This is a genomic window from Sphingopyxis sp., from assembly GCF_050725615.1.
In the GTDB taxonomy this organism is placed as follows: Bacteria; Pseudomonadota; Alphaproteobacteria; order Sphingomonadales; family Sphingomonadaceae; genus Sphingopyxis.
Genome location: NZ_JBOHHU010000002.1, coordinates 78205 through 100250, shown reverse-complemented (window position 1 = coordinate 100250; position 22046 = coordinate 78205). Strand labels below are relative to the sequence as shown.

The 22046-nt window shown below is 67.2% G+C and carries 17 protein-coding genes; 10 read left to right on the top strand and 7 right to left on the bottom strand.

The window, feature by feature from the left end:
* Nucleotides 1-103 precede the first annotated feature (103 nt).
* Nucleotides 104-1072 carry an NAD(P)H-dependent flavin oxidoreductase gene (locus tag ACREB7_RS01020; protein ID WP_431590441.1) on the top strand — a complete coding sequence of 323 codons (969 nt, stop codon included), beginning with the start codon at nt 104-106 and terminating at the stop codon, nt 1070-1072.
* Nucleotides 1073-1172: 100 nt separating this feature from the next.
* Here ACREB7_RS01020 and ACREB7_RS01015 read toward each other — a convergent pair whose 3' ends face one another.
* The 3 genes from ACREB7_RS01015 to ACREB7_RS01005 are packed head-to-tail and all read right to left on the bottom strand — an operon-like array spanning nt 1173 to nt 6966.
* Nucleotides 1173-2600, bottom strand: coding sequence for an efflux transporter outer membrane subunit (locus ACREB7_RS01015; RefSeq protein ID WP_431590440.1), 1428 nt, complete (start codon nt 2598-2600; stop codon nt 1173-1175).
* Entirely contained in the window at nt 2600-5800 is a 3201-nt protein-coding gene (locus ACREB7_RS01010) for an efflux RND transporter permease subunit (protein ID WP_431590439.1), read from the bottom strand. Before ACREB7_RS01010 ends, ACREB7_RS01015 begins: the two co-directional genes overlap by 1 nt.
* Nucleotides 5797-6966: an efflux RND transporter periplasmic adaptor subunit gene (locus tag ACREB7_RS01005; RefSeq protein WP_431590438.1), complete on the bottom strand. Its 1170-nt coding sequence runs from the start codon at nt 6964-6966 to the stop codon at nt 5797-5799. The genes ACREB7_RS01010 and ACREB7_RS01005 overlap by 4 nt, the downstream gene beginning before the upstream one ends.
* A 152-nt stretch (nt 6967-7118) precedes the next feature.
* Between ACREB7_RS01005 and ACREB7_RS01000 the strand changes: the two genes are divergently transcribed.
* Nucleotides 7119-7712: a TetR family transcriptional regulator gene (locus tag ACREB7_RS01000; RefSeq protein WP_431590437.1), complete on the top strand. Its 594-nt coding sequence runs from the start codon at nt 7119-7121 to the stop codon at nt 7710-7712.
* Between the two features lie 17 nt (nt 7713-7729).
* Here ACREB7_RS01000 and ACREB7_RS00995 read toward each other — a convergent pair whose 3' ends face one another.
* From ACREB7_RS00995 to ACREB7_RS00980, 4 genes are all read right to left on the bottom strand, one after another.
* Nucleotides 7730-11011 carry an error-prone DNA polymerase gene (locus tag ACREB7_RS00995; RefSeq protein WP_431590436.1) on the bottom strand — a complete coding sequence of 1094 codons (3282 nt, stop codon included), beginning with the start codon at nt 11009-11011 and terminating at the stop codon, nt 7730-7732.
* On the bottom strand, nt 11008-12570 hold the full coding sequence (locus ACREB7_RS00990; RefSeq protein ID WP_431590435.1) for a Y-family DNA polymerase: 1563 nt from the start codon (nt 12568-12570) through the stop codon (nt 11008-11010). The genes ACREB7_RS00995 and ACREB7_RS00990 overlap by 4 nt, the downstream gene beginning before the upstream one ends.
* A complete protein-coding gene (locus tag ACREB7_RS00985) occupies nt 12473-13270 on the bottom strand; it encodes an ImuA family protein (RefSeq protein WP_431590434.1) in 798 nt (265 codons plus the stop codon). Before ACREB7_RS00985 ends, ACREB7_RS00990 begins: the two co-directional genes overlap by 98 nt.
* Nucleotides 13271-13515: 245 nt before the next feature.
* Nucleotides 13516-14403: a LysR family transcriptional regulator gene (locus tag ACREB7_RS00980; RefSeq protein WP_431590454.1), complete on the bottom strand. Its 888-nt coding sequence runs from the start codon at nt 14401-14403 to the stop codon at nt 13516-13518.
* 95 nt (nt 14404-14498) lie between these two features.
* Here ACREB7_RS00980 and ACREB7_RS00975 point away from each other — a divergent pair, with 95 nt between their 5' ends.
* The 8 genes from ACREB7_RS00975 (at nt 14499) to ACREB7_RS00940 (ending at nt 22013) form a co-directional block, all read left to right on the top strand.
* Nucleotides 14499-15992, top strand: a complete 1494-nt coding sequence (locus ACREB7_RS00975) for a CoA-acylating methylmalonate-semialdehyde dehydrogenase (RefSeq protein WP_431590433.1) — start codon at nt 14499-14501, stop codon at nt 15990-15992.
* A 64-nt stretch (nt 15993-16056) separates the two neighbouring features.
* Nucleotides 16057-16596 carry a hypothetical protein gene (locus tag ACREB7_RS00970; protein WP_431590432.1) on the top strand — a complete coding sequence of 180 codons (540 nt, stop codon included), beginning with the start codon at nt 16057-16059 and terminating at the stop codon, nt 16594-16596.
* 29 nt (nt 16597-16625) lie between these two features.
* Nucleotides 16626-16934, top strand: a complete 309-nt coding sequence (locus ACREB7_RS00965) for an I78 family peptidase inhibitor (protein WP_431590431.1) — start codon at nt 16626-16628, stop codon at nt 16932-16934.
* Nucleotides 16927-17346 carry a RidA family protein gene (locus ACREB7_RS00960; protein ID WP_431590430.1) on the top strand — a complete coding sequence of 140 codons (420 nt, stop codon included), beginning with the start codon at nt 16927-16929 and terminating at the stop codon, nt 17344-17346. The genes ACREB7_RS00965 and ACREB7_RS00960 overlap by 8 nt, the downstream gene beginning before the upstream one ends.
* A complete protein-coding gene (locus tag ACREB7_RS00955) occupies nt 17343-18488 on the top strand; it encodes an acyl-CoA dehydrogenase family protein (protein WP_431590429.1) in 1146 nt (381 codons plus the stop codon). Before ACREB7_RS00960 ends, ACREB7_RS00955 begins: the two co-directional genes overlap by 4 nt.
* The gene (locus ACREB7_RS00950) at nt 18485-20170 is read left to right on the top strand and encodes a PHA/PHB synthase family protein (RefSeq protein ID WP_431590428.1); all 1686 of its coding nucleotides are present in this window, start codon (nt 18485-18487) and stop codon (nt 20168-20170) included. The genes ACREB7_RS00955 and ACREB7_RS00950 overlap by 4 nt, the downstream gene beginning before the upstream one ends.
* Before the next feature lie 8 nt (nt 20171-20178).
* On the top strand, nt 20179-21231 hold the full coding sequence (locus ACREB7_RS00945) for an enoyl-CoA hydratase/isomerase family protein (RefSeq protein ID WP_431590453.1): 1053 nt from the start codon (nt 20179-20181) through the stop codon (nt 21229-21231).
* Nucleotides 21231-22013 (top strand): enoyl-CoA hydratase-related protein, encoded by a 783-nt coding sequence (locus ACREB7_RS00940; protein WP_431590427.1) that lies wholly within the window; start codon nt 21231-21233, stop codon nt 22011-22013. Before ACREB7_RS00945 ends, ACREB7_RS00940 begins: the two co-directional genes overlap by 1 nt.
* Nucleotides 22014-22046: the final 33 nt, after the last annotated feature.

Below are 22046 nucleotides of genomic sequence, written 5' to 3'. Positions count from 1 at the left end.
CCCACCCTGCCCGAGCGGCGCGCGCTTGCCTATCGCATTTAGCGGCTTGATCGCCGCGCATCGCCGCGCCAAGGCCAGCGCAACGAAACGATGGGAGGAAGCCTTGATCAAGACGCGCATTACCGAGAAGTTCGGCATCGAAACCCCGATCATCATGGGCGGCATGACCGGCGTGGGCTATGGCCCGCTCGTCGCCGCGGTCGCCAATGCCGGCGCGCTGGGCTTCATCACCGCGCATATGTATCCGACCGGCCAGGCGCTGTTCGACGAGATCGAGGCGACGCGCAAGCTGACCGACAAGCCCTTCGGCGTAAACCTGACTTTGCTGCCGTCGATCAACCCCATCCCCTATGACGAATATCGCGAGGCGATCATCGCGAGCGGGATCAAGATCGTCGAGACGGCGGGCCGCGCGCCGACCGATCACCTGCCGCGCTTCAAGGAAGCCGATGTCACCGTCATCCACAAATGCACCTCGGTCCGCCACTCGGTGTCGGCGGTGAAAAAGGGCGTCGACATGATCAGCATCGACGGTTTCGAATGCGCGGGTCACCCCGGCGAGGACGATGTCGGGCTGGTCGTGCTGCTGCCCGCGACGGTCGACGCGCTGCCCGACACCCCGATCATCGCCTCGGGCGGCATGGCCGACGGGCGCAGCATCATCGCTGCGCTCGCGCTCGGCGCCGATGCGGTCAACATGGGCACGCGCTTCTGCGCGACGGTCGAGGCCGTGATCCACCAGAATGTGAAACAGCGCATCGTCGACGCGAACGAGACCGACACCGTGCTCGTCGGCCGCACCCTGCGCAACACCGCGCGCGTCGCGAAAAATGCGGTGTCGATGGAAGTCGCCGAGATCCAGCGCGACCCGACCAAGACCTTCGACGACGTCCGGCATTTGATGGCGGGCGTGCGCGGGCGTGAGAATGTCCTGCGCGACGGCGATGTCGACGGCGGCATCTGGACCAGCGGCCAGAGCCAGGCGCTGATCCACGACATCCCGACCTGCGCCGAGCTGGTGAAGAACATCATGGCGCAGGCCGAAGCGGTGCGCGCGAAGATTGCGGGGTAATATCCTCCGTCATTGCGAGGAGCCGAAGGCGACGCGGCAATCCAGAGCGGTTTACGCACGCTCTGGATTGCTTCGCTTCGCTCGCAATGACGAAGATTGATTAGGCGCCGCCGTCCTGCCAGCCGCCGCCCAGCGCGAGGAACAGCGACACGAGGTTCGTCGCACGTGCCTGCTCCGACTGGGCGATGCTCGCATTGATCGCCGCCAGCGTGCGCTCGGCGTCGAGCACGACCTGGAAATTCTCGCGCCCCGCCTGATAGCGCAGCCGTGCGATGCGGGCGGCGTCGCCGGCCTCGGTCGCGGCGCGGCGTAGCGCCGCGAGCCGGTCGAGTTCGCCGGCATAAGTGGCGAGCGCGCTTTCGCTCTCCTGCAACGCGGTCAGCCAGGCGCCGTCGAAGGTCGCGAGCGCGCCGTCGGCGCCCGCCTCGGCCTGTTTCAGCCGCGAGCGTGCGACCTCCATGTTCGGGAAGTTCCACGAGATCAGCGGGCCGAGCGAAAAGCGGAAACTGTCCGACGTGCCAAGGCCGGAGATCGCGCTGGCGGTCGAGCCGATCGAACCGCCGAGGCGGATGCTCGGGTAGAGGTCGGCGGTCGCGACATTGACCCGCGCGGCCGCAGCCGCGAGCTGGCGTTCGGCGCGGCGGATGTCGGGGCGGCGCGCGAGCAGCGACGCGCCGTCGCCGACCGGGATCGGACGGTTCAGTTCGGGCGGCGCCATGCAGGCGAGCACGGCGGTCGGCGCCTCGGCGGGCGGCTTGCCGGTGAGGACGGCGAGGCGATAGAGCGCGGCGGCGCGCTGCGCGGTCAGGGTCGGGATCGCGGCGCGCGTCTGTTCGAGCAGGGCGCCCGCCTGTCCGGTTTCGAGCCGCGTCGCCCGCCCGCCCTCGAACAGCCGGCGGGTGAGGTCGAAGGTGCCTTGCTGGATGCGCAGCGTCTCTTCGGCGACCGCGATCTGGCGGTTGTACGAACAGATATCGCTGTAGGCGCGCGTCGTTTCGGCGGCGACGGTGATGCGGGTGAGGTCGAACGCCGCCTGGACCGCGTCGGCGTCGGCGCGGCTGGCGCGGATCGCGCTTTCGACGCGCCCGAACAGGTCGACCTGATAGCCGATGTCGAGCCCGACGTCATAGGTCTCGCCCTTGAACGCGCTCGCGCCCGGGATGTCGGCGCTCGCGCCGGTCAGCGGCTGGCGGGCATAGGTGCCATTGGCGTTGATCGTGGTCGTCGGCAGCCGGCCCGCGCGCTGCTCGCGCAGCACCGCGCGCGCCTGCGCCAGATTGGCGGCGGCGACGCGCAGGTCGGCGTTGGCGGTCAGCGCCTGCTGCACCAGATCGTCGAGCAGCGGGTCGCCGAACAGGCTCCACCATGGCCCCGGCGGCTGCTCGCCGCTGAACGCCGGCGACTTGGCGGCTTCGAGGAAGGGCGCCTGCGACGGCGCCGCGGGAACCGGCGAAACATAGCGCGGGCCGACGGTACAGGCCGACAGCGCCACCAGGCTCGCGGCGGCAAGGATCAGGTTGCGGGTCATTAGCGGGTCTCCGCCGGGCTGGTGTCCGGCTGTTTCGGCTTGCGGTCGCGGCGCGAAAAGGCGGTCGCCTTGTCGCCGAGCTTGCGGCAGAGGACATAGAAGAGCGGGGTGAAGATCAGCCCGAATACGGTCACGCCGAGCATGCCGAAGGTCACCGCGGTGCCCAGCGCCTGCCGCATCTCCTGTCCCGGCCCGCTCGCGATCGCCAGCGGCACCACGCCGAAGATGAAGGCGAAGCTGGTCATCAGGATCGGGCGGAGGCGCGAGCGCGCGGCGTGGACCGCCGCGTCGATCGTGCTCATCCCGTCCTGTTCCTCGGCCTGTTTCGCGAACTCGACGATCAGGATCGCATTCTTCGCGGCGAGCGCGATGAGCACGACGAGCCCGACCTGTGTCAGGATATTATTGTCCATGCCGCGTAAATTCACCCCGAGCATTGCCGCGAGAATGCACATCGGCACGATCAGGATCACCGCGAGCGGCAGCGGCAGCGATTCATATTGCGCCGCAAGCACGAGGAAGACGAACACCACCGCGAGCCCGAAGATCAGCACCGCGCCGCCGCCCGCCGCCTTTTCCTGATAGGCGAGGCCGGTCCATTCATAAGCGAAGCCCGACGGCAAGGTCTTGTCGGCGAGGCCCTCCATCGCGGCGAGCGCCGCGCCCGACGACACGCCCGGCGCCGCCTGGCCCTGCAGTTCGACCGCCGGGAACAGGTTATAGCGTACGACGCGCGTCGGACCGCTGTCGTCGCGGAAGGTCGCGACCGCCGACAGCGGCACCATCTCGCCCGAGGTCGAGCGGACTTGCAGCCGCCCGACGTCCTCGATGCTGGCGCGCGAGGTCGGTTCGGCCTGCGCGGTCACGCGGAAGGTGCGGCCGAGGAAGTTGAAGTCGTTGACGTATGTCGACGCGAGATAGGTGCCGAGCGCGGCATAGACCTGGCTCGGATCGACGCCGAGGATCTGCGCCTTGTCGCGGTCGACGTCGGCGAAGATGCGCGGGCTTCCGGTGTTGAACAGCGAGAAGACCTGCTGGACGTCCTTCATCTGCGCCGCGCCGCCCATCATCGCGCCGGTGGCCTGTTCGAGCTCCTTGTAGCTTTCGCCGCCGCGCGCCTGGATCATCATCGTGAAGCCGTTGCCGTTGCCGAGGCCCTGCACCGCAGGCGGCGCGATGACGAAGGCGTTCGCTTCGGGCAGGGCATTGGCGAGCACGCCCGACAATTGCTGCGACAGCGCGGTCGCCGACAGCTTGCTGCCGCGCTCGCCCCAGTCGGTCAGGCGGATGAACATCGTGCCGGCGTTCGACGCGGTCGAAAAGCTCGACCCGTCGAGGCCCGAGAAGGTCGCGATGCTCGCGACGCCGTCGATCTTTTTCACTTCCTGCTGCGCGCGGGCGAGGACTTCGCTGGTGCGATCGAGCGACGCGCCGGGCGGCAGCTGGACGACGCCGATCAGCACGCCCTGGTCCTGATCGGGAATGAAGCCCGTCGGCGTGTCGGCGAGACGCCAGCCGGTCGCCGCGAGCAGCACCGCATAGATGACGAGCATCAGCCCGCTCTTGCGCACGAGCGAGGCGGTGATGCGGCCATAGCGGTCGGCCAATTTGTCGAAACCGCTGTTGAACTTGTCCGCCGCGCGGCGGGCGAGGCGCATCACCGGGTTCTTCGGCTCTTCATGCTGGTCTTCGTGCGGCTTGAGCAGCAGCGCCGCCATCGCCGGCGACAAGGTGAGCGAGGTGAGCAGCGAAAACACCGTCGCCGCCGCGATCGTCACCGCGAACTGCTGGTAGAAGATGCCGGGAATGCCGGGGACGAAGGCGGTCGGCACGAACACCGCGACGAGCACGAGCCCGATCGCGATCAGCGCGCCCGACACTTCCTCCATCGTCCGGTGCGCTGCTTCGCGCGGACTGAGGCCTTCGCGGATATGCTTTTCAACCGCCTCGACGACGACGATCGCGTCGTCGACGACGATCCCGACCGCCAGCACCAGCGCGAAGAGCGACAGCGAGTTGATCGAGAAACCGAGCACGAGCTGGACTGCGAAGGTGCCGACCAGCGCCACCGGGATCGCGACGATCGGGATGATCGCGGCGCGCCAGGTCTGCAGGAAGACGAGCACGACGAGCACGACGAGGAAGATCGCCTCGACGAGCGTTTCCTGCACCGCCGTGACCGACGCTTGGACATATTCGGTGGGGTTGAAGGGGATTTCATATTCGAGACCGGGGGGGAAGTCGGCCGAGGCCTTCTTCACTTCCTCGAGGACGAGGTTCGCGGCGTTGAGCGCATTGGCGCCCGGCTGCTGGATCACCGCCATGCCGACGCCTTCGCGGCCGTTGAACACACCGCGCACGCCATAATCCTGCGCGCCGAGCTCGACGCGCGCGACATCCTTCAGCCGCGTGATCGCGCCGTTCGTCGTGTCGGTCTTGATCACGACATTGGCGAACTGGTCGGGGGTGACGAGGCGGCCGGGGACTTCCACAGGCAGTTCGAACGCCGGATTGCCCTTGCCATAGGGCGGGGCGCCGACCGAACCGCCGGCGACCTGGACGTTCTGGCTTTGCAGCGCGGCGACGATTTCGGGCGCGGTCAGGTTGCGCGCCGCCGCCTTGTCGGGGTCGATCCACACGCGCATCGAATAATAGCCGCCGCCGAAGATCTGGACGCCGCCGACGCCTTCGAGGCGGAGCAGGCGGTCGCGCAGCGTCGAATTGGCATAATTGCCGATATAATCGGTGTCGATCGCCGGGTCGGTCGAGGTCAGTGCGACGATCATCAGGAAGCCCGATTCCTGCTTGTTCACCTGCACGCCGATCTGGCGCACCTGTTCGGGCAAGCGCGGTTCGGCGAGCGCGACGCGGTTCTGGACCAGCACCTGCGCGGCATCGAGGTCGGTGCCGGGCTCGAAGGTGACGGTGATCTGTGCGGCGCCTTGCGTCGAACTGCTCTGGATATAGAGCATATTCTCGACGCCGTTGATCTCCTGCTCGAGCGTCGAGGCGACCGTTTCGGCGATCGTTTCGGACGAGGCGCCGGGATAGGCGGCGGTGATGCTGATCGTCGGCGGCGCGATCTCCGGATATTGGGCGAGCGGCAGCTGCGGGTAAGAAAAGGCGCCGATCAGCGTGATGAAGATCGCGATGACCGCCGCGAAGATCGGGCGGTCGACGAAGAAACGGCTGATATTCACTTGCTGTTCGCCCCGCCCTTCGCGGCGGGCGCGGCCTTGGCCGTCAGCACCTTGCCGTCAGCCGCGATCGTTCCGGCCTGCACCTTGGCGGGCTGGCCCGGCCGCGCGCGCTGGAGGCCGCCGACGATGATGCGGTCCTTCGCGGTGACGCCGGTCTTGATCACGCGCAGCCCGTCGACGACGGGGCCGAGGGTGACCGGGCGCGCCTGCACGACGTCCTTGGGGCCGATGACATAAACGACGCGGCGCGCGCCGTCGGTGACGATCGCGGTATCGGGGAGCAGGAAGGCCGGGCGCGGCGCCGAGGCGGCGAGCTGAAGCTGGCCGAACAGGCCGGGGCGCAGCTTGCCGTCGGGATTCTGGACGACCGCGCGCACCGTGATCGTGCCCGACCCGGTCGACAGCGCATTGTCGACGAAGTCGATGCGGCCGTTGATGGCATAATCGTCGGCGCCCTGCAGTTTGATGCGCACCGGCGCATTCTGCAGCGTGTCGCCGCGCCGCTCATAGTCGAGCAGGCTGGCTTCGGAGCCCTGGAAGCTGAAATGGATCGGGCTGGTCGACACGATCGTCGTCAGGATCGTCTGGTCGGCGGTCACCGAATTGCCCGGGTCGACCAGCCGCTGCGACACGCGACCCGAAATCGGTGCGACGACGCGGGTGAAGCCGACGTTGAGCGAAGCGGCGCGAATCGCGGCATTGGCGGCGGCGACATCGGCCTCGCCGGTACGCACGGCGGCGCGGCGCTGCTCGACCTCTTCCTGGCTCGCGGCCTGCGACGCGGCGAGCGTCGTCGATCGCGCCAGTTCGGTGCGGGCGTTGGCGAGCGTCGCCTGCGCGCGGGCGGCCTGCGCGCGGGCCTGGTCGAGCGCGGCCTGGCTCGGGCGCGCGTCGATGGTGAACAGCAATTGCCCGGCGCGGACATATTGGCCGTCGGTGAAATGCGCGCGCTGCAGATAGCCCGAGGCGCGCGGGCGCACCTCGACGCTGTCGACGGCTTCGAAGCGGCCGACATAATCGTCCCATTCGGTGACCTCGCGGACCAGCGGCGCGGCGGCGGTCACCGGCAGTTGCGGCGGGCCGCCCTGGGCGTCGTCACCGCCCGAACAGGCGGCGAGCGTCAGCGACAGCAGAATCGAAAGCGCGAGGGGAAAGCGCAAGGTCATGGGCGTTTGTCTTTTCTGTTTTCAGGGCGGTCCGGCACCGCGCGGCAGGGAGGGGGGAAGCGCCACGCGATGCCAGACTTTGCCGCCTAATCTGGGTTAGCGACTAAGTCAACAGGTGTTGATTTATTTCTCAGCGTCGATAATAGGGCGCCATGAAGAGAGAAATCATCGTCAAGAAACGTGACGCGGTCGCGACACGCGCCGCGATCCTGGCGGCGGCGCGCCAGCGTTTCCTGCGCGAAAGCTATGGCAGCGTCGGCCTGCGCGACATCGCCGGCGACGCGAAGGTCGATGTCGCGCTGATCAGCCGCTATTTCGGCGGCAAGGAAGGGCTGTTCCGCGAAGTCGTCGCCGACGAGGAAAAGCCGAAGATCTTTTTCGAGCCGAAAAGCGTCGACGAACTCCCCGGTTTTCTGGCGCAGCTTGTCGTCCAGGACGCCGACGAGGATCTCGAAAAGCGGATGGAGATGTTCATCATCATGCTCCGCTCGGCCTCGTCGCCGCAGGCCGGTGCGATCATCCGCGAATTCGTCCATCGCGATGTCCTCGGCCCGCTCACCGAGCTCATCGGCGGCGAGCAGGGCGAATTGCGCGCGAATATGCTGCTCGCGATCCTGATGGGGGTCGGGGTGTTGCGTTCGATTATGATGGTCGACGGCTTCGCGGATGAGGAAGATGAGGAGGCCGTGATCGCCGAATGCGCCGAGCGCTTCCGCGCCCTGTTCGCGGCGGCGCTGACCTGCTGACGCCATAGCTTCGGTCATCAATGAAAATCCCGCGACTTGGGCAGGATGCGGACATTGCGCGGGTGGCCGTGGCGCCGGGCCCATTCGGCTTTTGCGCCGCGCGGCGCTTGCGGATGCGCGGCCTCGTCGGCGCGGCATAGCTCGGGTTCGAAGGGCCGGTCGCTGCCCAGCGTATCGAGCAGCGCGGTGCGATCGACAATGCGGTTCGCCATCAGGTGGACGACGCCCTCCCTGCTCCGCTGCACCTCACCCGCGACCTCCATCAGCCGCGACGCCATGACGGCGCGGCGATAGCGTTCGAACTGGCGCGCCCAGAGCAGGACATTGACGATCCCGCCCTCGTCCTCGAGCGTGATGAAGATCGCATTGCCCTTGCCCGGCCGCTGGCGGATCAGAACGACGCCGGCGGTGCGGACGAGCGCGCCATTCTTCGCCGCGCCGACCTGGAGGCAGCTCAAAATCCCTTCGCTGACGAGGCGTCGCCGCAGGAAGGCCATCGGATGGCCTTTGAGCGACAATCTTGTCGTCTGATAATCGGTGAGCACATGCTCGACCAGCGGGGTGGGGGGCAAGTCGGCATCCGCCTCCGCGCCCAGTTCGTTCGCTTCGGCGGCGTCGAACAAGGGGAGCACCCCTTGCCGCACCCGCCGCGCATCCCACAGCGCCGGCCGCCGCTCGAGCCCCATGGAATTAAACGCATCGGCCTCGGCGAGCAGCCGTAGCGCGCGGGGCGGCAGGCCCGCGCGCCGTGCGAGTTCCTCGACGCTGGCAAACGGCGTCGTGCGGGCGCCGGTGATCTGCTCCGCCCACGCCTCGCGAAATCCGTCGACCTGCCGAAAGCCGAGCCGGAGAGCGAGGCTATCATCATCGCGCCGTTCGAGGCTGTTGTCCCAGCCGCTGAAATTGACATCGACCTCCCGCACCTCGACTCCATGCTCGCGCGCATCGCGGACGAGCTGGGCAGGGGCGTAGAAGCCCATCGGCTGCGAATTGAGGATACCGCAGGCGAAGACGGCGGGGTGATGGCATTTCAGCCATGAGGAGACGTAGACGAGCTTGGCAAAGGACTGGGCGTGGCTTTCTGGGAAGCCATAGCTGCCGAAGCCCTCGATCTGCTTGAAGCAGCGTCCAGCGAAGTCGGCTTCATAGCCACGGCGAACCATGCCCCCGACCATTTTCTCCCGCAGATTCTGAATCGTGCCGACATTACGGAAGGTCGCCATTGCCCGTCGCAATTCGTTCGCTTCTTCCGGGGTGAAGCCGGCAGCGACGATAGCAAGCTTCATAGCTTGTTCCTGAAACAGTGGAACGCCCTCGGTCTTGCCCAATACGTCTTCCAGCTCATTCGATTCTGCTCCTGCACGCAATGGCAGCTCGGGCTTTTCCTCCTTGTTGCGGCGGCGCAGATAGGGGTGGACCATATCCCCCTCGATCGGGCCCGGACGGACGATCGCGACCTGGATGACGAGGTCGTAAAACTCGCGCGGTCTGAGCCGGGGCAGCATGTTGATCTGCGCCCGGCTTTCGACCTGGAACACCCCGATGCTGTCGCCCTTGCACAGCATGTCGTAAACGACCGGGTCTTCGGGCGGGAGCGATTTGAGATCATGGTCGCCCAGATCGTGCAGCCGCATCAGGTCGAAGCATTTGCGGATGCAGGTCAGCATGCCGAGCGCGAGCACATCGACCTTCATCAGCTTGAGTTCGTCGATGTCGCCCTTGTCCCATTCGATGAAGGTGCGATCCGCCATTGCGGCATTGTGGATCGGCACCGTCTCGTCGAGCCGGTCCTCGGTCAGCACATAGCCGCCGACATGCTGCGACAGGTGGCGCGGGAAGGTCAGCAGCTGCGAAACCATCCATTGCAGCCGCGCGATATCGTCCTGTTCGGGGTCGAGGCCGGCTTCGACGAAACGCTCGATCGGCATCTCGCTGCCCCAGCTGCCCCAGGTCGTGTCGGCGAGCCGCTGGGTCACATCCTCGCTGAGCCCCAGCGCCTTGCCGGCCTCGCGCACCGCACTGCGCGGGCGGTAATGGATCACCGTAGCGGCGATGCCCGCGCGCCGCCTTGTGTAGCGGCGATAGATATATTGCATCACCTCTTCGCGCCGTTCGTGCTCGAAATCGACGTCGATATCGGGCGGCTCACGCCGTTCCTCGGACAGGAAGCGCGTGAAGAGCAGGTTGTTCGCGACCGGATCGATCGAGGTGATCTCGAGCAGATAGCAGACGAGCGAATTGGCAGCGGAGCCGCGTCCTTGGCATAGGACCGGTGGCTTCTGCGTGCGGGCGAATTTCACGATGTCGTGGACGGTCAGGAAATAGCAGGCGAATTTGCATGTGGCGATGAGCGTCAGCTCTTCTTTGAGCACCTCCCGCCAGCGGTCGGGCAGTCCATCGGGATGCAGCTTCGTTGCGGCATCCATCACCATATGCTCGAGCCAGCTTTGCGGCTCCCATCCTTCGGGCACCGGCTCGTGCGGATATTCATATTCAAGGTCGCGGAGCGAAAAGCCGATGCGGTCCAATATATTGATGCTCTCGCCCACCGCTTCGGGACAGTTGCGGAAGAGGCGACGCATCTCCTTGGGCGACTTCAGGTGGCGTTCGCCGTTGGCGCGCAGCAGGCGGCCGGCATCGCCCAAGTTCGTGCCTTCGCGAATGCAGGTGACGACGTCGTGCAGCGGCCGCTGCTCGCGCGTTGCATAGAGCGCGTCGTTGGTCGCGAGCAGCGGAATACCAATGCGGTCGGCCAGGGCTTCCAGCCGCGCGAGCCGACGCCGGTCCGTGCCGCCATGCGGCATCGTCGCGCCGAGCCACAACGCCCCGGGCGCCGCCCGTGCGAGGCGTCGAAGCAGGAAATCATCCTGCTCCGACGCCATCGCGATCAGCAGCATGTCCTCGCAATGGGCCAGCAGATTCTTGAACTTCATCACGCAATCGCCCTTTTCGGTGCGGCGGTTGCCGATGGTGAGCATGCGGGTCAGGCGGCCCCAGCCGTGGCGCGTGGTCGGATAGGCGATGATGTCGGGCGCGCCGTCGTCGAACACCAGCCGCGCCCCGACGACGAGCTTGAACGGCGGCAGTTCGATCCCCTCTTCGGCCGCCTCTTCACCCAGCTTGCGTAGCCCGGTCAGCGCCCGGACGACTCCTGCGACGCTGTTGCGGTCGGCGATGCCGATGCCGGGCATGCCGAGTGCGATCGCTTCGGCCACCATCTCACGCGCGTGCGAGGCGCCGCGCAGGAAGCTGTAGTTGGTCGCCGCGACCAACTCCGCGAAGGCTGGCTCTTCGCTCACGCAAACACCCCGTGGATGTACCAGAGCGGGTGCTCCTTCTCCTCATACAGCCCGTGGCGGAACAGCCAGAAGCGGCGGCCCTGCGCATCCTCGACGCGGTAATAGTCTCGGGTCAGCCCGGCATTGTCGCGGCGGCGCCACCATTCGGCGGCGATGCGCTCGGGCCCCTCGTAGCGGCGCACCGCATGCGCCTGCCGGCGCCAGCGGAACTGGTGCGGCGGGCCGTCGGGGACCTCGGCGACGACCTCGATCGGCTGCGGCGGGTCGAAGAGGTGGAAGGGGCGCGTCGGCGGCTCGCCGGGTTCGGGGGTTTCCCACGGCAGCGGCTGCGGCCAAGATTGTTGGGCGTCGATCGCGGGCAGCGCGAGCTGCGCCTGTTCGGGGATATGCGTGTCGGCGGCGAGCAGGCGGCGCACCTGTTTTCGCCCGAGCCGCGTCGTCATCCGGTCGACGAGTTCGTCCATCGCCCCTTCTTCGATCGACTTGCGCACCGCGCCGCCTTCGAGCTTCAGCTGCGTCGCGCCGAGCGCTTCGAGTCGCGGCACCGAAAGGCGGATCATGTCGAAACCGAAACCGGGGTCGAGCGGATCGGCGAGGCTGTCCATGCGCTCGGCGAAGAGGCGCATCACGAGCGCGGTGTCGCGCGTCGGATGGCCGGTCTCGATCTCGATGCCGCGCGCGAGCCCGTCGCTGCGAAAGAAGGTCGCGCGGAAATGACGCCCGCCTTTGCCGCGTTCGCCCAGCTCGCCCATCGCCTCGCCCACCAGTTCGGCCAGCACCCTCGTTGCATGCGCGCTGCTGCCGAGCGGTTCGGCGAAGCGGCGTTCGGTCGCGACGGGGGGTGGGGCGATGCGGGGGTCGAGCGGGCTCGGCGCATCGCCGAGGATGCGGCGCAGCGCACTCGCGGCATCGGCGCCGAAGCGCGCCGCGATATTCGCCATCGGCCGGCTCGCGAGGTCGCCGATCGTCTTCAATCCCGCGCGCACCAGCGCGGTCGTCGCCTCGGCTTCGAGTTCGAGCGCCGCGACGGGCAGGCGGCGCACCGCCTGGTCCTCGTCGGGGGCGGGGCGCGTCTGGTAGCGTGCGAGCGCGCGCGCCGCATCGGCGGTCGGGCCGAGCGCGGCGCGCACGCTCATCCCCAGCCGCGACAGGCGCATTTCGAGATCGTCGATCAGCTCGGCCTCGCCGCCCAGCAGATGCTCGGTCCCGGCGATGTCGAGGATCAGCCCGTCGGGGGCGTCGATGGCGACTAAGGGTGTGTAGCGGTTGCACCCCAAGGCGAGCCGGTCGAGCCAGGCGGCGTCGGCGACGGGGTCGTGCGCCACGACGAGCAGCTCGGGCACCCGCGCGCGCGCGTCGGCGAGCGGCATGCCGGGGGCGAGCCCGACCGCGTGCGCGGCGCGGTCGACGCCCCTGAGGCGGAGCGCGCCGCGCTGTTTCTCGGCGAAGACGAGCGGGGCGTCAGGCGGCCGCGGCGCCGTGCGACAGAGCCGCTCGGCGGGCAGCCAGGGGAAGAATAGCGCCAGATAGCGCCGCTTCGCCGAAGACTTGTTCGTCATGGTTCCATTCCATTTGCCAGCGCCCGCCCGCCGCGCCGCCGCGCCGGCGCAGCAGCTCGAGGTCGAAGGCGGGCGCCCCCGGCGCATTGGCCTCGAGCACGCGCGACGGCGCGGCGGCGACGCTCCAGCGCGTTTCGGCGACGCTGGGCGACGGCGCCGCATTGAGCCGCAACATCAACAGCGTGGTGCCGGCATCGCGCGCGCCGAGCGCGAGACGGCGCCCGGCGGTCAGATCGAGCGCCGGCCAGCGCCCCCAGCTTTCGACGATCACCGCCGCCGACCCGGCGCAGCGGATCGCGTCATTGGCGCAGGCGAGCAGCAGTTTCGGATCGGGCGCCTCGATCAGCAGCAGCCGGTCGGGGTCGCCGCCGAGTTCGGCGATGCCGGGCGCATAGATATGCCCGCCGCGCCGCGCGGCGTCGGCGGTGCGCAGCCAGACCAGCGGTGCTGCCCCCGGGGTGCGCAATGCCATCAACGCGGCAAAGGCGGCGGTGCTCGTCGCATCGAGCGCGTCGGCGGCGAAAAATTCATGCACGCGCCCCGTCGCGAGCCCGCCTCCCAGCGCGGCGTCGAAGTCCGCATGCCCGCTCGTCAGCCGCCCCGCAGTCTGCTCACGCGGTTCGGCCTCGCCGGTGATCCGGGCGAGACGCCGGCGCAGGCCGGCGATAGAAGGGTGCGACTCGTGGGGCATGATGTTCATGATTTGTTCTATTAGCGCTTTCAGGGCTGCGCTTGTCAAGGCGAGTCAGGGACAGCCTGACCCTCTCGCCTAAAACCCCGTCATCCCCGCGAAGGCGGGGATCCAGCTTTCTTCTTTTGCTCTTTTCTTCGTGCCTTTGCGTGAAACCAGAAAAATCTCACGCAAAGGCGCAAAGGCACGAAGAAGGAAAAAGCTGGATCCCCGCCTTCGCGGGGATGACGAAGAAGGGGAGGCGAAGAGTCTGCTCACCCCGGAACGAACAACCCCCGGCTCTCGCGTATCTCGCCATCGAGCCAGTCGATGAAGGCGCGGATGCGCGGCTGCGGGGCGACGTCGCGGTGGAGCGCGAGCCAGAAGGCGCGCGCGATGACCTGTTCGGGGCGCACGCGCACCAGCGCCGGATCGCCCGCCGCGAGGAAGCAGGGGAGCACCCCGACTCCGGCGCCGCCCGCGATCATCCGCCGCTGGGCCAGAATACTCGACGAGCGCACCCCGGCGCGCAGCCCCGGCTCGATCTCGCCCAGATAATCGAGTTCGGGCGCGTAGAGAATGTCGGGAACATAGCCGATCACCGGCACCCCGGCGCGCGACAGCGGGGTCGCGGCGACCGCCTCCTGCCAGTCGGTGCGGTGGGCGGGCGCATAGAGACCAAGGCTGTAATCGGACAATTTGCGCGTGATCAGCGGGCCTTTTCTGGGCCGCGCGAGCAGCACCGCCATATCGGCCTCGCGCCGCGACGGATTCAAAAAACCCGACGAAGCGACGAGGTCGATTTCGAGTTCGGGATGCGCGGCGACGAAGCCCGCGAGGCGCGGCGCGATGAAGTTGCCCCCGAATCCCTCCGACACGCTGACGCGCAATTGCCCCGACAGCGCCGCGCCGCCGTCGCCGGCCGAGCGGATGCGCGCCGCCGCCGCCGCCATCGCCTCGGCGTGCGGGACGAGCGCGCGGCCGGCCGCCGTGAGCAGGAAACCACCCGGCGCGCGTTCGAACAACGTCTGTTGCAGCATCGCCTCGAGCGCGCTCAGCTGGCGGCTGACCGTCGTCGCATCGACCTGCAGTGCTTGCCCGGCGCGCGCCAGCGTGCCCTGCTGCGCGACGGTCAGGAAATATTGCAGCTTGCCCCAGTCCATGACCTGCAAATATGCAGCATCGCCCTGCAAGTCTATCCCTTGCAATCGCCCCGCAACTCGGCTGTGGCAGCGGCAACAATTTCAGGAGGCTTGTGATGCGACAGATCGACCATCTTATTGTCGGCGGTGCCGGTGGCAGCAGCCGTCGTAGTCCGATCTTCGACCCCAACAACGGCAATGTGCAGGCCGAGGTCGCCTTGGGCGACGCGGCGTTGCTCGAAAAGGCGGTCGCCGCAGCGAAGGCGGCGCAGCCCGGCTGGGCCGCGACCAACCCGCAGCGCCGCGCGCGCGTCATGTTCGAATTCAAGCGCCTCGTCGAAGCCAATATCGACGAACTCGCGCATCTGCTGTCGAGCGAACATGGCAAGGTGATCGCCGATTCGAAGGGCGACATCCAGCGCGGCCTCGAAGTCATCGAATTCTGCTGCGGCATCCCGCATGTGCTGAAGGGCGAATATACGCAGGGCGCGGGGCCGGGCATCGACGTCTATTCGATGCGCCAGCCGATCGGCATCGGCGCCGGCATCACCCCGTTCAACTTTCCCGCGATGATCCCGCTGTGGATGTCGGGGGTCGCGATCGCCACGGGCAATGCCTTCCTGATCAAGCCCAGCGAGCGCGACCCCAGCGTTCCGGTGCGCCTCGCCGAACTCTTCCTCGAAGCCGGGCTTCCCGAGGGCATCTGCCAGGTCGTCCATGGCGACAAGGAAATGGTCGACGCGATCCTCGACCATCCCGACATCGGCGCGGTCAGCTTCGTCGGCTCGTCCGACATCGCCCATTATGTCTACAATCGCGGCGTCGCCAACGGGAAGCGCGTCCAGGCGATGGGCGGCGCGAAGAACCATGGAATCGTCATGCCCGACGCCGACCTCGACCAGGTCGTCAATGACCTCGCCGGCGCCGCTTTCGGCTCGGCGGGCGAGCGCTGCATGGCTTTGCCCGTCGTCGTCCCCGTCGGCGACGACACCGCCGAGCGCTTGAAGGCCAAGCTGATCCCCGCGATCGAGGCGCTGCGTGTCGGCGTGTCGACCGATGCCGAGGCGCATTACGGCCCCGTGGTGACGCAGGCGCACAAGGAAAAGGTCGAAGGCTGGATCCAGAAATGCGCCGACGAGGGCGCCGAGCTCGTCGTCGACGGCCGCGGCTTCTCGCTGCAGGGGCATGAGAAAGGCTTCTTCATCGGCCCGACCCTGTTCGACCATGTCACCACCGACATGGAAAGCTACAAGGAAGAAATCTTCGGCCCCGTGCTGCAGATCGTCCGCGCCCCCGATTTCGAAACCGCGCTGTCGCTGCCGTCGAAGCACCAATATGGCAATGGCGTCGCGATCTTCACCCGCAACGGCCATGCGGCGCGCGAATTCGCGGCGCGGGTCAATGTCGGCATGGTCGGCATCAACGTGCCGATCCCGGTGCCCGTCGCCTATCATAGCTTCGGCGGCTGGAAACGTTCGGCCTTCGGCGACACCAACCAGCACGGCATGGAAGGCGTGAAATTCTGGACCAAGGTCAAGACGATCACCGCGCGCTGGCCCGACGGCTCGCCCGATGGCGGCAACGCCTTCGTCATCCCGACAATGGGCTGATCGGACGCTGGCCATGAAACCGGCACCGGACATCGCGCATTTCTCCTGGCGAAGGAGAAAGACGATGATGCGATGGACGATGCCCGTGGCGCTGCTGCTGCTCGCCGGGTGCGGTGATGCGAACGACAAGGGCGCGACTGCGGACAAGGTCAGCGTCGCGCCCGCGCCCGACGCCGAACCCGCCGCGCCGCCTGCACTGCCCGAACCGGCGCCCGCCGAGGACTATAAGCCCGATCCCGCGCTGGCGCCGCCCGCCGCGCCCGAAGCGGGCATCGGCAGCGGCGACAAGGCGATCCCGGCCGCGATCCAGGGACGCTGGGCGATCGATGCGAGCGATTGTCCGAAGCGCCCCGGCACCGACCTCACCGCGCTGGTGATCGATGCCGCCAACCTGCGCTTCCACGAATCGCACGGCGAACTGGCGCGCGTGCGCGAGCGGAGCGCGACCCGCATCGTCGCCGATTATAAATTCAGCGGCGAGGGCATGGACTGGGACCGGCTGATGGTGCTCAGCGTCGCGGATGGCGGCAAGACGCTCGTCCGCCGCGACCATGGCGAGGGTGCCGCGCCCGATGCGATGCGCTATACGCGTTGCCGTGCCTGATTTGAGCCTGATCGGATAAAGGGAAACAGATGATGGATATTCGCTGGATCGCCGCCGCAACCCTGCTGCCGCTCGCTGCCTGCTCGACGATGGATGGCGACGCAAATCCCGCTTCACCGCCGCCGCCTGCCGAAGCTGCGTGCAATGGCGACGCCGGGCAGAGCTTCGTCGGCCAGACCGCATCCGCCGAGACGGGCGTCGCGCTGCTCCGCGCGACCGGCGCGCGCACCTTGCGCTGGGTCGCGCCGGGCATGGCGGTGACGATGGATTATCGCGCCGACCGGCTCACCGTCTCCTATGACGCCGCCTACAAGATCGAACGGGTCAGCTGTGGCTGACGCCGATCCGCAAGCGGGGGGACGGCGCCATCACAGCTCCGCCTCGCCCTTCGAGTCCGTCTACGGTTACAGCCGCGCGGTGCGCGTCGGCAGCCGCATCGACGTCGCCGGCTGCGCGCCGATCGAGCCCGATGGCTCATCGACCCCCGGTGATGCGGGCGCACAGGCGGCGCGCTGCATCGCGATCATCGGCGAGGCGCTCGCAGCGCTTGGCGGCAGCTTCGCCGATGTCGTGCGCACGCGCATGTATATCACCGACGCCGCCGACGCCGATCTTGTCGGCCGCGCGCATGGATCGGCATTCAAAAATGTGCGTCCGGCATCGACAATGCTGGTTGTGCCGGCGCTGATCCGCCCCGAATGGAAAGTCGAAATCGAAGCCGAAGCCATCATCATCGAGAAGAGCGCATGACCGACCAGTTTCAACTCACCGACGACCAGCTCGCCATCCAGGACATGGCGCGCAAATTCACCGCCGATCGCATCACGCCCTTCGCGGCGGAATGGGACGAGAAGCATCATTATCCCGTCGACGTCTGGAAAGCGGCGGGCGAACTTGGCTTCGGCGCGATTTACGTCGCCGAGGAATCGGGCGGCATCGGGCTCGGCCGGCTCGAAGCGGCGCTGATCATGGAGGCGATGGCCTATGGCTGCCCCGCGACCAGCGCCTATGTCTCGATCCACAATATGGCGACCTGGATGATCGACCGCTTCGGTGGCGCCGAGGTCAAAGCGCGCTTCCTGCCCGAGCTCGTCAGCATGGAGAAGATCGCGAGCTATTGCCTGACCGAACCGGGTTCGGGGTCGGACGCCGCCGCCTTGAAGACCACGGCCAAGAAGGACGGCGATCATTATGTGCTGAACGGCACCAAGCAGTTCATCTCGGGCGCGGGCACCAACGACATCTATGTCTGCATGGTCCGCACCAGCGAGGAGAAGTCGAAGGGGATCAGCTGCCTCGTCATCGAAAAGGACACCCCGGGCCTCAGCTTCGGCGCGCCCGAGAAAAAGCTCGGCTGGAATGCCTCGCCGACCGCGCAGGTGATTTTCGAGGATTGCCGCGTACCGGTCGAGAATCTCGTCGGCGCCGAGGGCGACGGCTTCCGCTTCGCGATGGCCGGCCTCGACGGCGGCCGCCTCAACATCGGCGCCTGCTCCTTGGGCGGCGCGCAGCGCTGCCTCGACGAGGCGATCGCCTACACCAAGGACCGCCAGCAGTTCGGCCAGCCGATCGCCGATTTCCAGAACACCCAGTTCATGCTCGCCGACATGGCGACCGACCTCGAAGCGTCGCGCGCCTTGCTCTATCTCGCGGCGGCAAAGGTCACCGCGAACGCCCCCGACAAGTCGCGCTTCTCGGCGATGGCGAAACGGCTCGCGACCGACAATGGCAGCAAGATCGTCAACGACGCGCTGCAATTGTTCGGCGGCTACGGCTATCTCCGCGACTATCCGATCGAGCGTTTTTGGCGCGACCTGCGCGTCCATTCGATCCTCGAAGGCACCAACCAGGTCATGCGAATGATCGTCGGACGGGACCTGCTGCGCCAATGACCGACAGCATCGACCAATCGATCCGCAAGGCCGCCGCCGCGATGGCGAAGATGGGGCCGAAGGGCGCGACGCTGCCCTTCGATCCGTTCGCGATCGCGTCCGCCACGATGGAGGCGGCGGCCGGGATGGCGGCGCGCCCCGCCGACCTGTTCGCGATTCAGCGGGCGGCGGTGGGACAATGGACCGATTTCTGGGTCCGCGCGGTCAATCCCGCTGCCGATCCCGCCGCCAAGCCAAAGGACCGCCGTTTTGCGGCGGCGGCGTGGCAGGACGATCCCTATTTTCGGACGATGCGCGACGCCTATCTGCTCGCCTCGGACCAGTTGCGCGGCGTGGCGGCCGGGGCAGAGGGATCGGGCGGCGCTATGGTGCGCTTCCTGCTCGATCAATATCTGAACGCGGCTTCGCCGACCAATCATGCGATGACCAACCCGGAGGTGATCGAGCGCACGCGCGAGACCGGCGGCGCCAATCTGGTCCGCGGTTTTGCGAATCTGCTCGAAGACCTGTCGAGCGGGCGCGGGATCGTCAGCCGGCGGACCGATCGCAACGCGTTTGTGAAGGGCGAGACGATCGCCGCGACGCCGGGCGAGGTGGTGTTCCGCAACGATCTGTTCGAACTGATCCAATATGCGCCCGCCACCGCCGAGGTCGCGGGCGAACCCCTGCTCTATGTGCCGCCGCTGGTGAACCGCTTTTACATGATCGACCTGCAGCCGCGATCGAGCCTGATCAAATGGCTGGTCGATCAGGGCCGCACGATATTCGTCATCTCGTGGGTCAATCCCGACGAAAGCCATCGCGACAAGGATGTCGAGGCCTATGTCCTCGAAGGCATCGTCACCGCGATCGGCGAAGTCGCGGCGCGCACCGGCGCGCGGCCCGATCTCTTCGCCTTCTGCCTGGGCGGCACGTTGGTCGCAATTGCGCTGGCCTATCTGGCGGCGGCGGGGCGGGCGGACGAGGTCAACAGCGCGACGCTGATCGGCTCGATGATCGATTTCGCCGACATGCGCGACTGGTCGGCCTTCGTGCACGAAGGGCATCTCGATGCGCTGGACAAGCATCTCGACGGCCAGGGCTATATCGATTCGTTCGAACTCCAGCGGCTGTTCGCGGCGATGCGCGCCAACGACCTGATCTGGTCGTCGGTGGTGAACCATTATCTGCTCGATCGTCCGGCCCCGCCCAGCGACCTGCTCTATTGGTTCGAGGATGGCGCCCGTATTCCGGCCGCCTTCCTCAAATCCTACAACCGCGACATCTTGTTCGAAAACAGGCTGGCGAACGGCGCCGGCTTTTCGATCGGCGGCAAGCCGATCGACCTCACCGATATCGCGACCCCGCTGCTGGTCGTCGCGCTCAAGGATGACCATGTCTCGGCCTGGGAAGCGGTCTATGACGGGGCCCGCCTGCTCGGCGCCGATTTCCTGCTCGGCGGTTCGGGGCATAATGCGGGGGTGATCAACCCGCCGGCCGCGAACAAGCATGGCTATTGGACCAGCGACGAGACCCCCGACCGCGCCGAAGAATGGCTGGCGGGCGCGACGAAGCACGACGGGTCCTGGTGGCCGCACTGGACCGCCTGGCTGGCCGCGCATGGTTCGGGTTCGCGCGTGAAGGCGCGCAAGATAGAGGGCGGGATCGAAGCCGCTCCCGGTTCCTACGCAAAGGCGAATTGATGACGATGATGCAAGACGAAATCCGCTCCTATCAGGATGGACAGGCCGGACGAATGCGGCTCAATCGCCCGCACGCGCTCCATGCGCTCGACCTCGCCATGGTGCGCGCGATGACGCGGGCGCTGATCGAATGGCGCGACCAGGATGATATTCGCATCGTGCTGATCGATCATGCCGAGGGACGGGGCTTTTGCGCCGGCGGCGACGTGGTGACGATCGCCAACAATATCGATGGCCATGTCGCGGCGGCGCGGGCCTTCTTTTTCGAGGAATATCGCCTCAACCACCTGATGTACACTTACCCCAAGCCCGGGGTGGCGTTCATGGACGGGGTGACGATGGGCGGCGGGGTCGGGATCACCTGTCCGTGCCGCTACCGTGTCGCGACCGAGCGGACGATGTTCGCCATGCCCGAGACGGCGATCGGCATCTTCCCCGACGTCGGCGGCGGCCGCTATCTGTCGCGACTGCGCGGGCGGCTCGCGCAATATCTCTCGCTCACCTCGGCGCGGCTGAACGGCGCCGAATGCAAGGCGTTGCGGCTCGCGACCCATGTCATCGCCTCCGACCGGCTCGACGCGGTCAAGGAAAAGATCGCCGCCAACCCCTATCGGGTCCAGGCGATATTGGACGAGGCGGAAGAGCCGGGCAGCGGTGATGCGCCGATCTTGGCGCGGTTGCCGCTGATCGACCGCTGCTTCGCCAGCGACGATCTGCACGCGATTCTCGCCAGTCTCGACGCCGAGGAGGATCCCTGGGCCGCCGCGACCGCCAAGACCATTCGCGCCAAATCGCCCACCGCCTGCCAGGCGTCGCTGCGGATGCTGGTCGAAAGCCCGAAGCATATGCATTTCGTCGACGAGATGCGGATGGAATATGCCCTGATGGTCCGCCTGATCGAATTTCCCGATTTTCGCGAGGGCGTCCGCGCGGTGCTGATCGACAAGGACAATGCGCCGACCTGGGCGCCGCTCGCCGATGTCGCGCCCTTTTTTGACCCCCTGCCCGAAGCCGAGGCCTGGAGCCCGCTTCCCGCCCATATCGGAAAGAATGATTTTTGATGACCTATGAAACCCTCCTGGTCGAACAGCGCGGCGCCGTCACGCTCGTCACGCTCAACCGTCCGCAGGCGCTGAACGCGCTCAACTCGGACGTGCTGGGCGACCTGATCGCCGCCTTTGCCGCGTTCGAAGCCGACCCCGGCCAGCGCTGCGCGGTGCTCACCGGTTCGGGCGACAAGGCCTTTGCTGCGGGCGCCGACATCAAGGAAATGGCCGACAAGCCCGCCGCCGATTTCTATCTCGAGGATTTTTTCTCGAAATGGACAAGCGACTTCGTGAAGAAGGTGCGCAAGCCGTGGATCGCCGCGGTCAATGGCTTCGCGCTCGGCGGCGGCTGCGAGCTGGCGATGATGGCCGATTTCATCATCGCGTCGGAAAAAGCGAAATTCGGCCAGCCCGAAATCAAGCTCGGCGTCGCGCCGGGGATGGGCGGCTCGCAGCGGCTGACCCGCGCGGTCGGCAAGGCGAAGGCGATGGAAATGTGCCTCACCGGCCGGATGATGGACGGTGCCGAAGCCGAGCGCTCGGGCCTTGTCGCGCGCGTCGTCGCGCATGAAAGCCTTGTCGACGAAGCCGTGAAGACCGCCACGACGATCGCATCGATGCCCCCGATGGCCGCGATGGTGAACAAGGACATGATCAACGCCGCCTTCGAAACGACGCTCGACCAGGGGCTGATCTACGAACGCCGCCTGTTCCAGATCCTCGCCGCGACCGAGGACAAGGCCGAAGGCATGGCCGCCTTCATCGAGAAGCGCGAAGGCGTGTGGAAGGGGCGCTAAGCCCGGTCCCCCTCCCGCTTGCGGGAGGGGTTA

Excerpts from the sequence above, each read along its gene's own strand:
- ACREB7_RS00955 (WP_431590429.1), top strand. The coding sequence starts at position 17,343 with ATGACCGACCAGTTTCAACTCACCGACGACCAGCTCGCCATCCAGGAC.
- ACREB7_RS00990 (WP_431590435.1), bottom strand. The coding sequence starts at position 12,570 with ATGACGAACAAGTCTTCGGCGAAGCGGCGCTATCTGGCGCTATTCTTC.
- ACREB7_RS00975 (WP_431590433.1), top strand. The coding sequence starts at position 14,499 with ATGCGACAGATCGACCATCTTATTGTCGGCGGTGCCGGTGGCAGCAGC.
- ACREB7_RS00980 (WP_431590454.1), bottom strand. The coding sequence starts at position 14,403 with ATGGACTGGGGCAAGCTGCAATATTTCCTGACCGTCGCGCAGCAGGGC.
- ACREB7_RS00965 (WP_431590431.1), top strand. The coding sequence starts at position 16,626 with ATGATGGATATTCGCTGGATCGCCGCCGCAACCCTGCTGCCGCTCGCT.
- ACREB7_RS00940 (WP_431590427.1), top strand. The coding sequence starts at position 21,231 with ATGACCTATGAAACCCTCCTGGTCGAACAGCGCGGCGCCGTCACGCTC.
- ACREB7_RS00970 (WP_431590432.1), top strand. The coding sequence starts at position 16,057 with ATGATGCGATGGACGATGCCCGTGGCGCTGCTGCTGCTCGCCGGGTGC.
- ACREB7_RS00945 (WP_431590453.1), top strand. The coding sequence starts at position 20,179 with ATGCAAGACGAAATCCGCTCCTATCAGGATGGACAGGCCGGACGAATG.
- ACREB7_RS01015 (WP_431590440.1), bottom strand. The coding sequence starts at position 2,600 with ATGACCCGCAACCTGATCCTTGCCGCCGCGAGCCTGGTGGCGCTGTCG.
- ACREB7_RS01005 (WP_431590438.1), bottom strand. The coding sequence starts at position 6,966 with ATGACCTTGCGCTTTCCCCTCGCGCTTTCGATTCTGCTGTCGCTGACG.
- ACREB7_RS00950 (WP_431590428.1), top strand. The coding sequence starts at position 18,485 with ATGACCGACAGCATCGACCAATCGATCCGCAAGGCCGCCGCCGCGATG.
- ACREB7_RS00985 (WP_431590434.1), bottom strand. The coding sequence starts at position 13,270 with ATGAACATCATGCCCCACGAGTCGCACCCTTCTATCGCCGGCCTGCGC.
- ACREB7_RS01000 (WP_431590437.1), top strand. The coding sequence starts at position 7,119 with ATGAAGAGAGAAATCATCGTCAAGAAACGTGACGCGGTCGCGACACGC.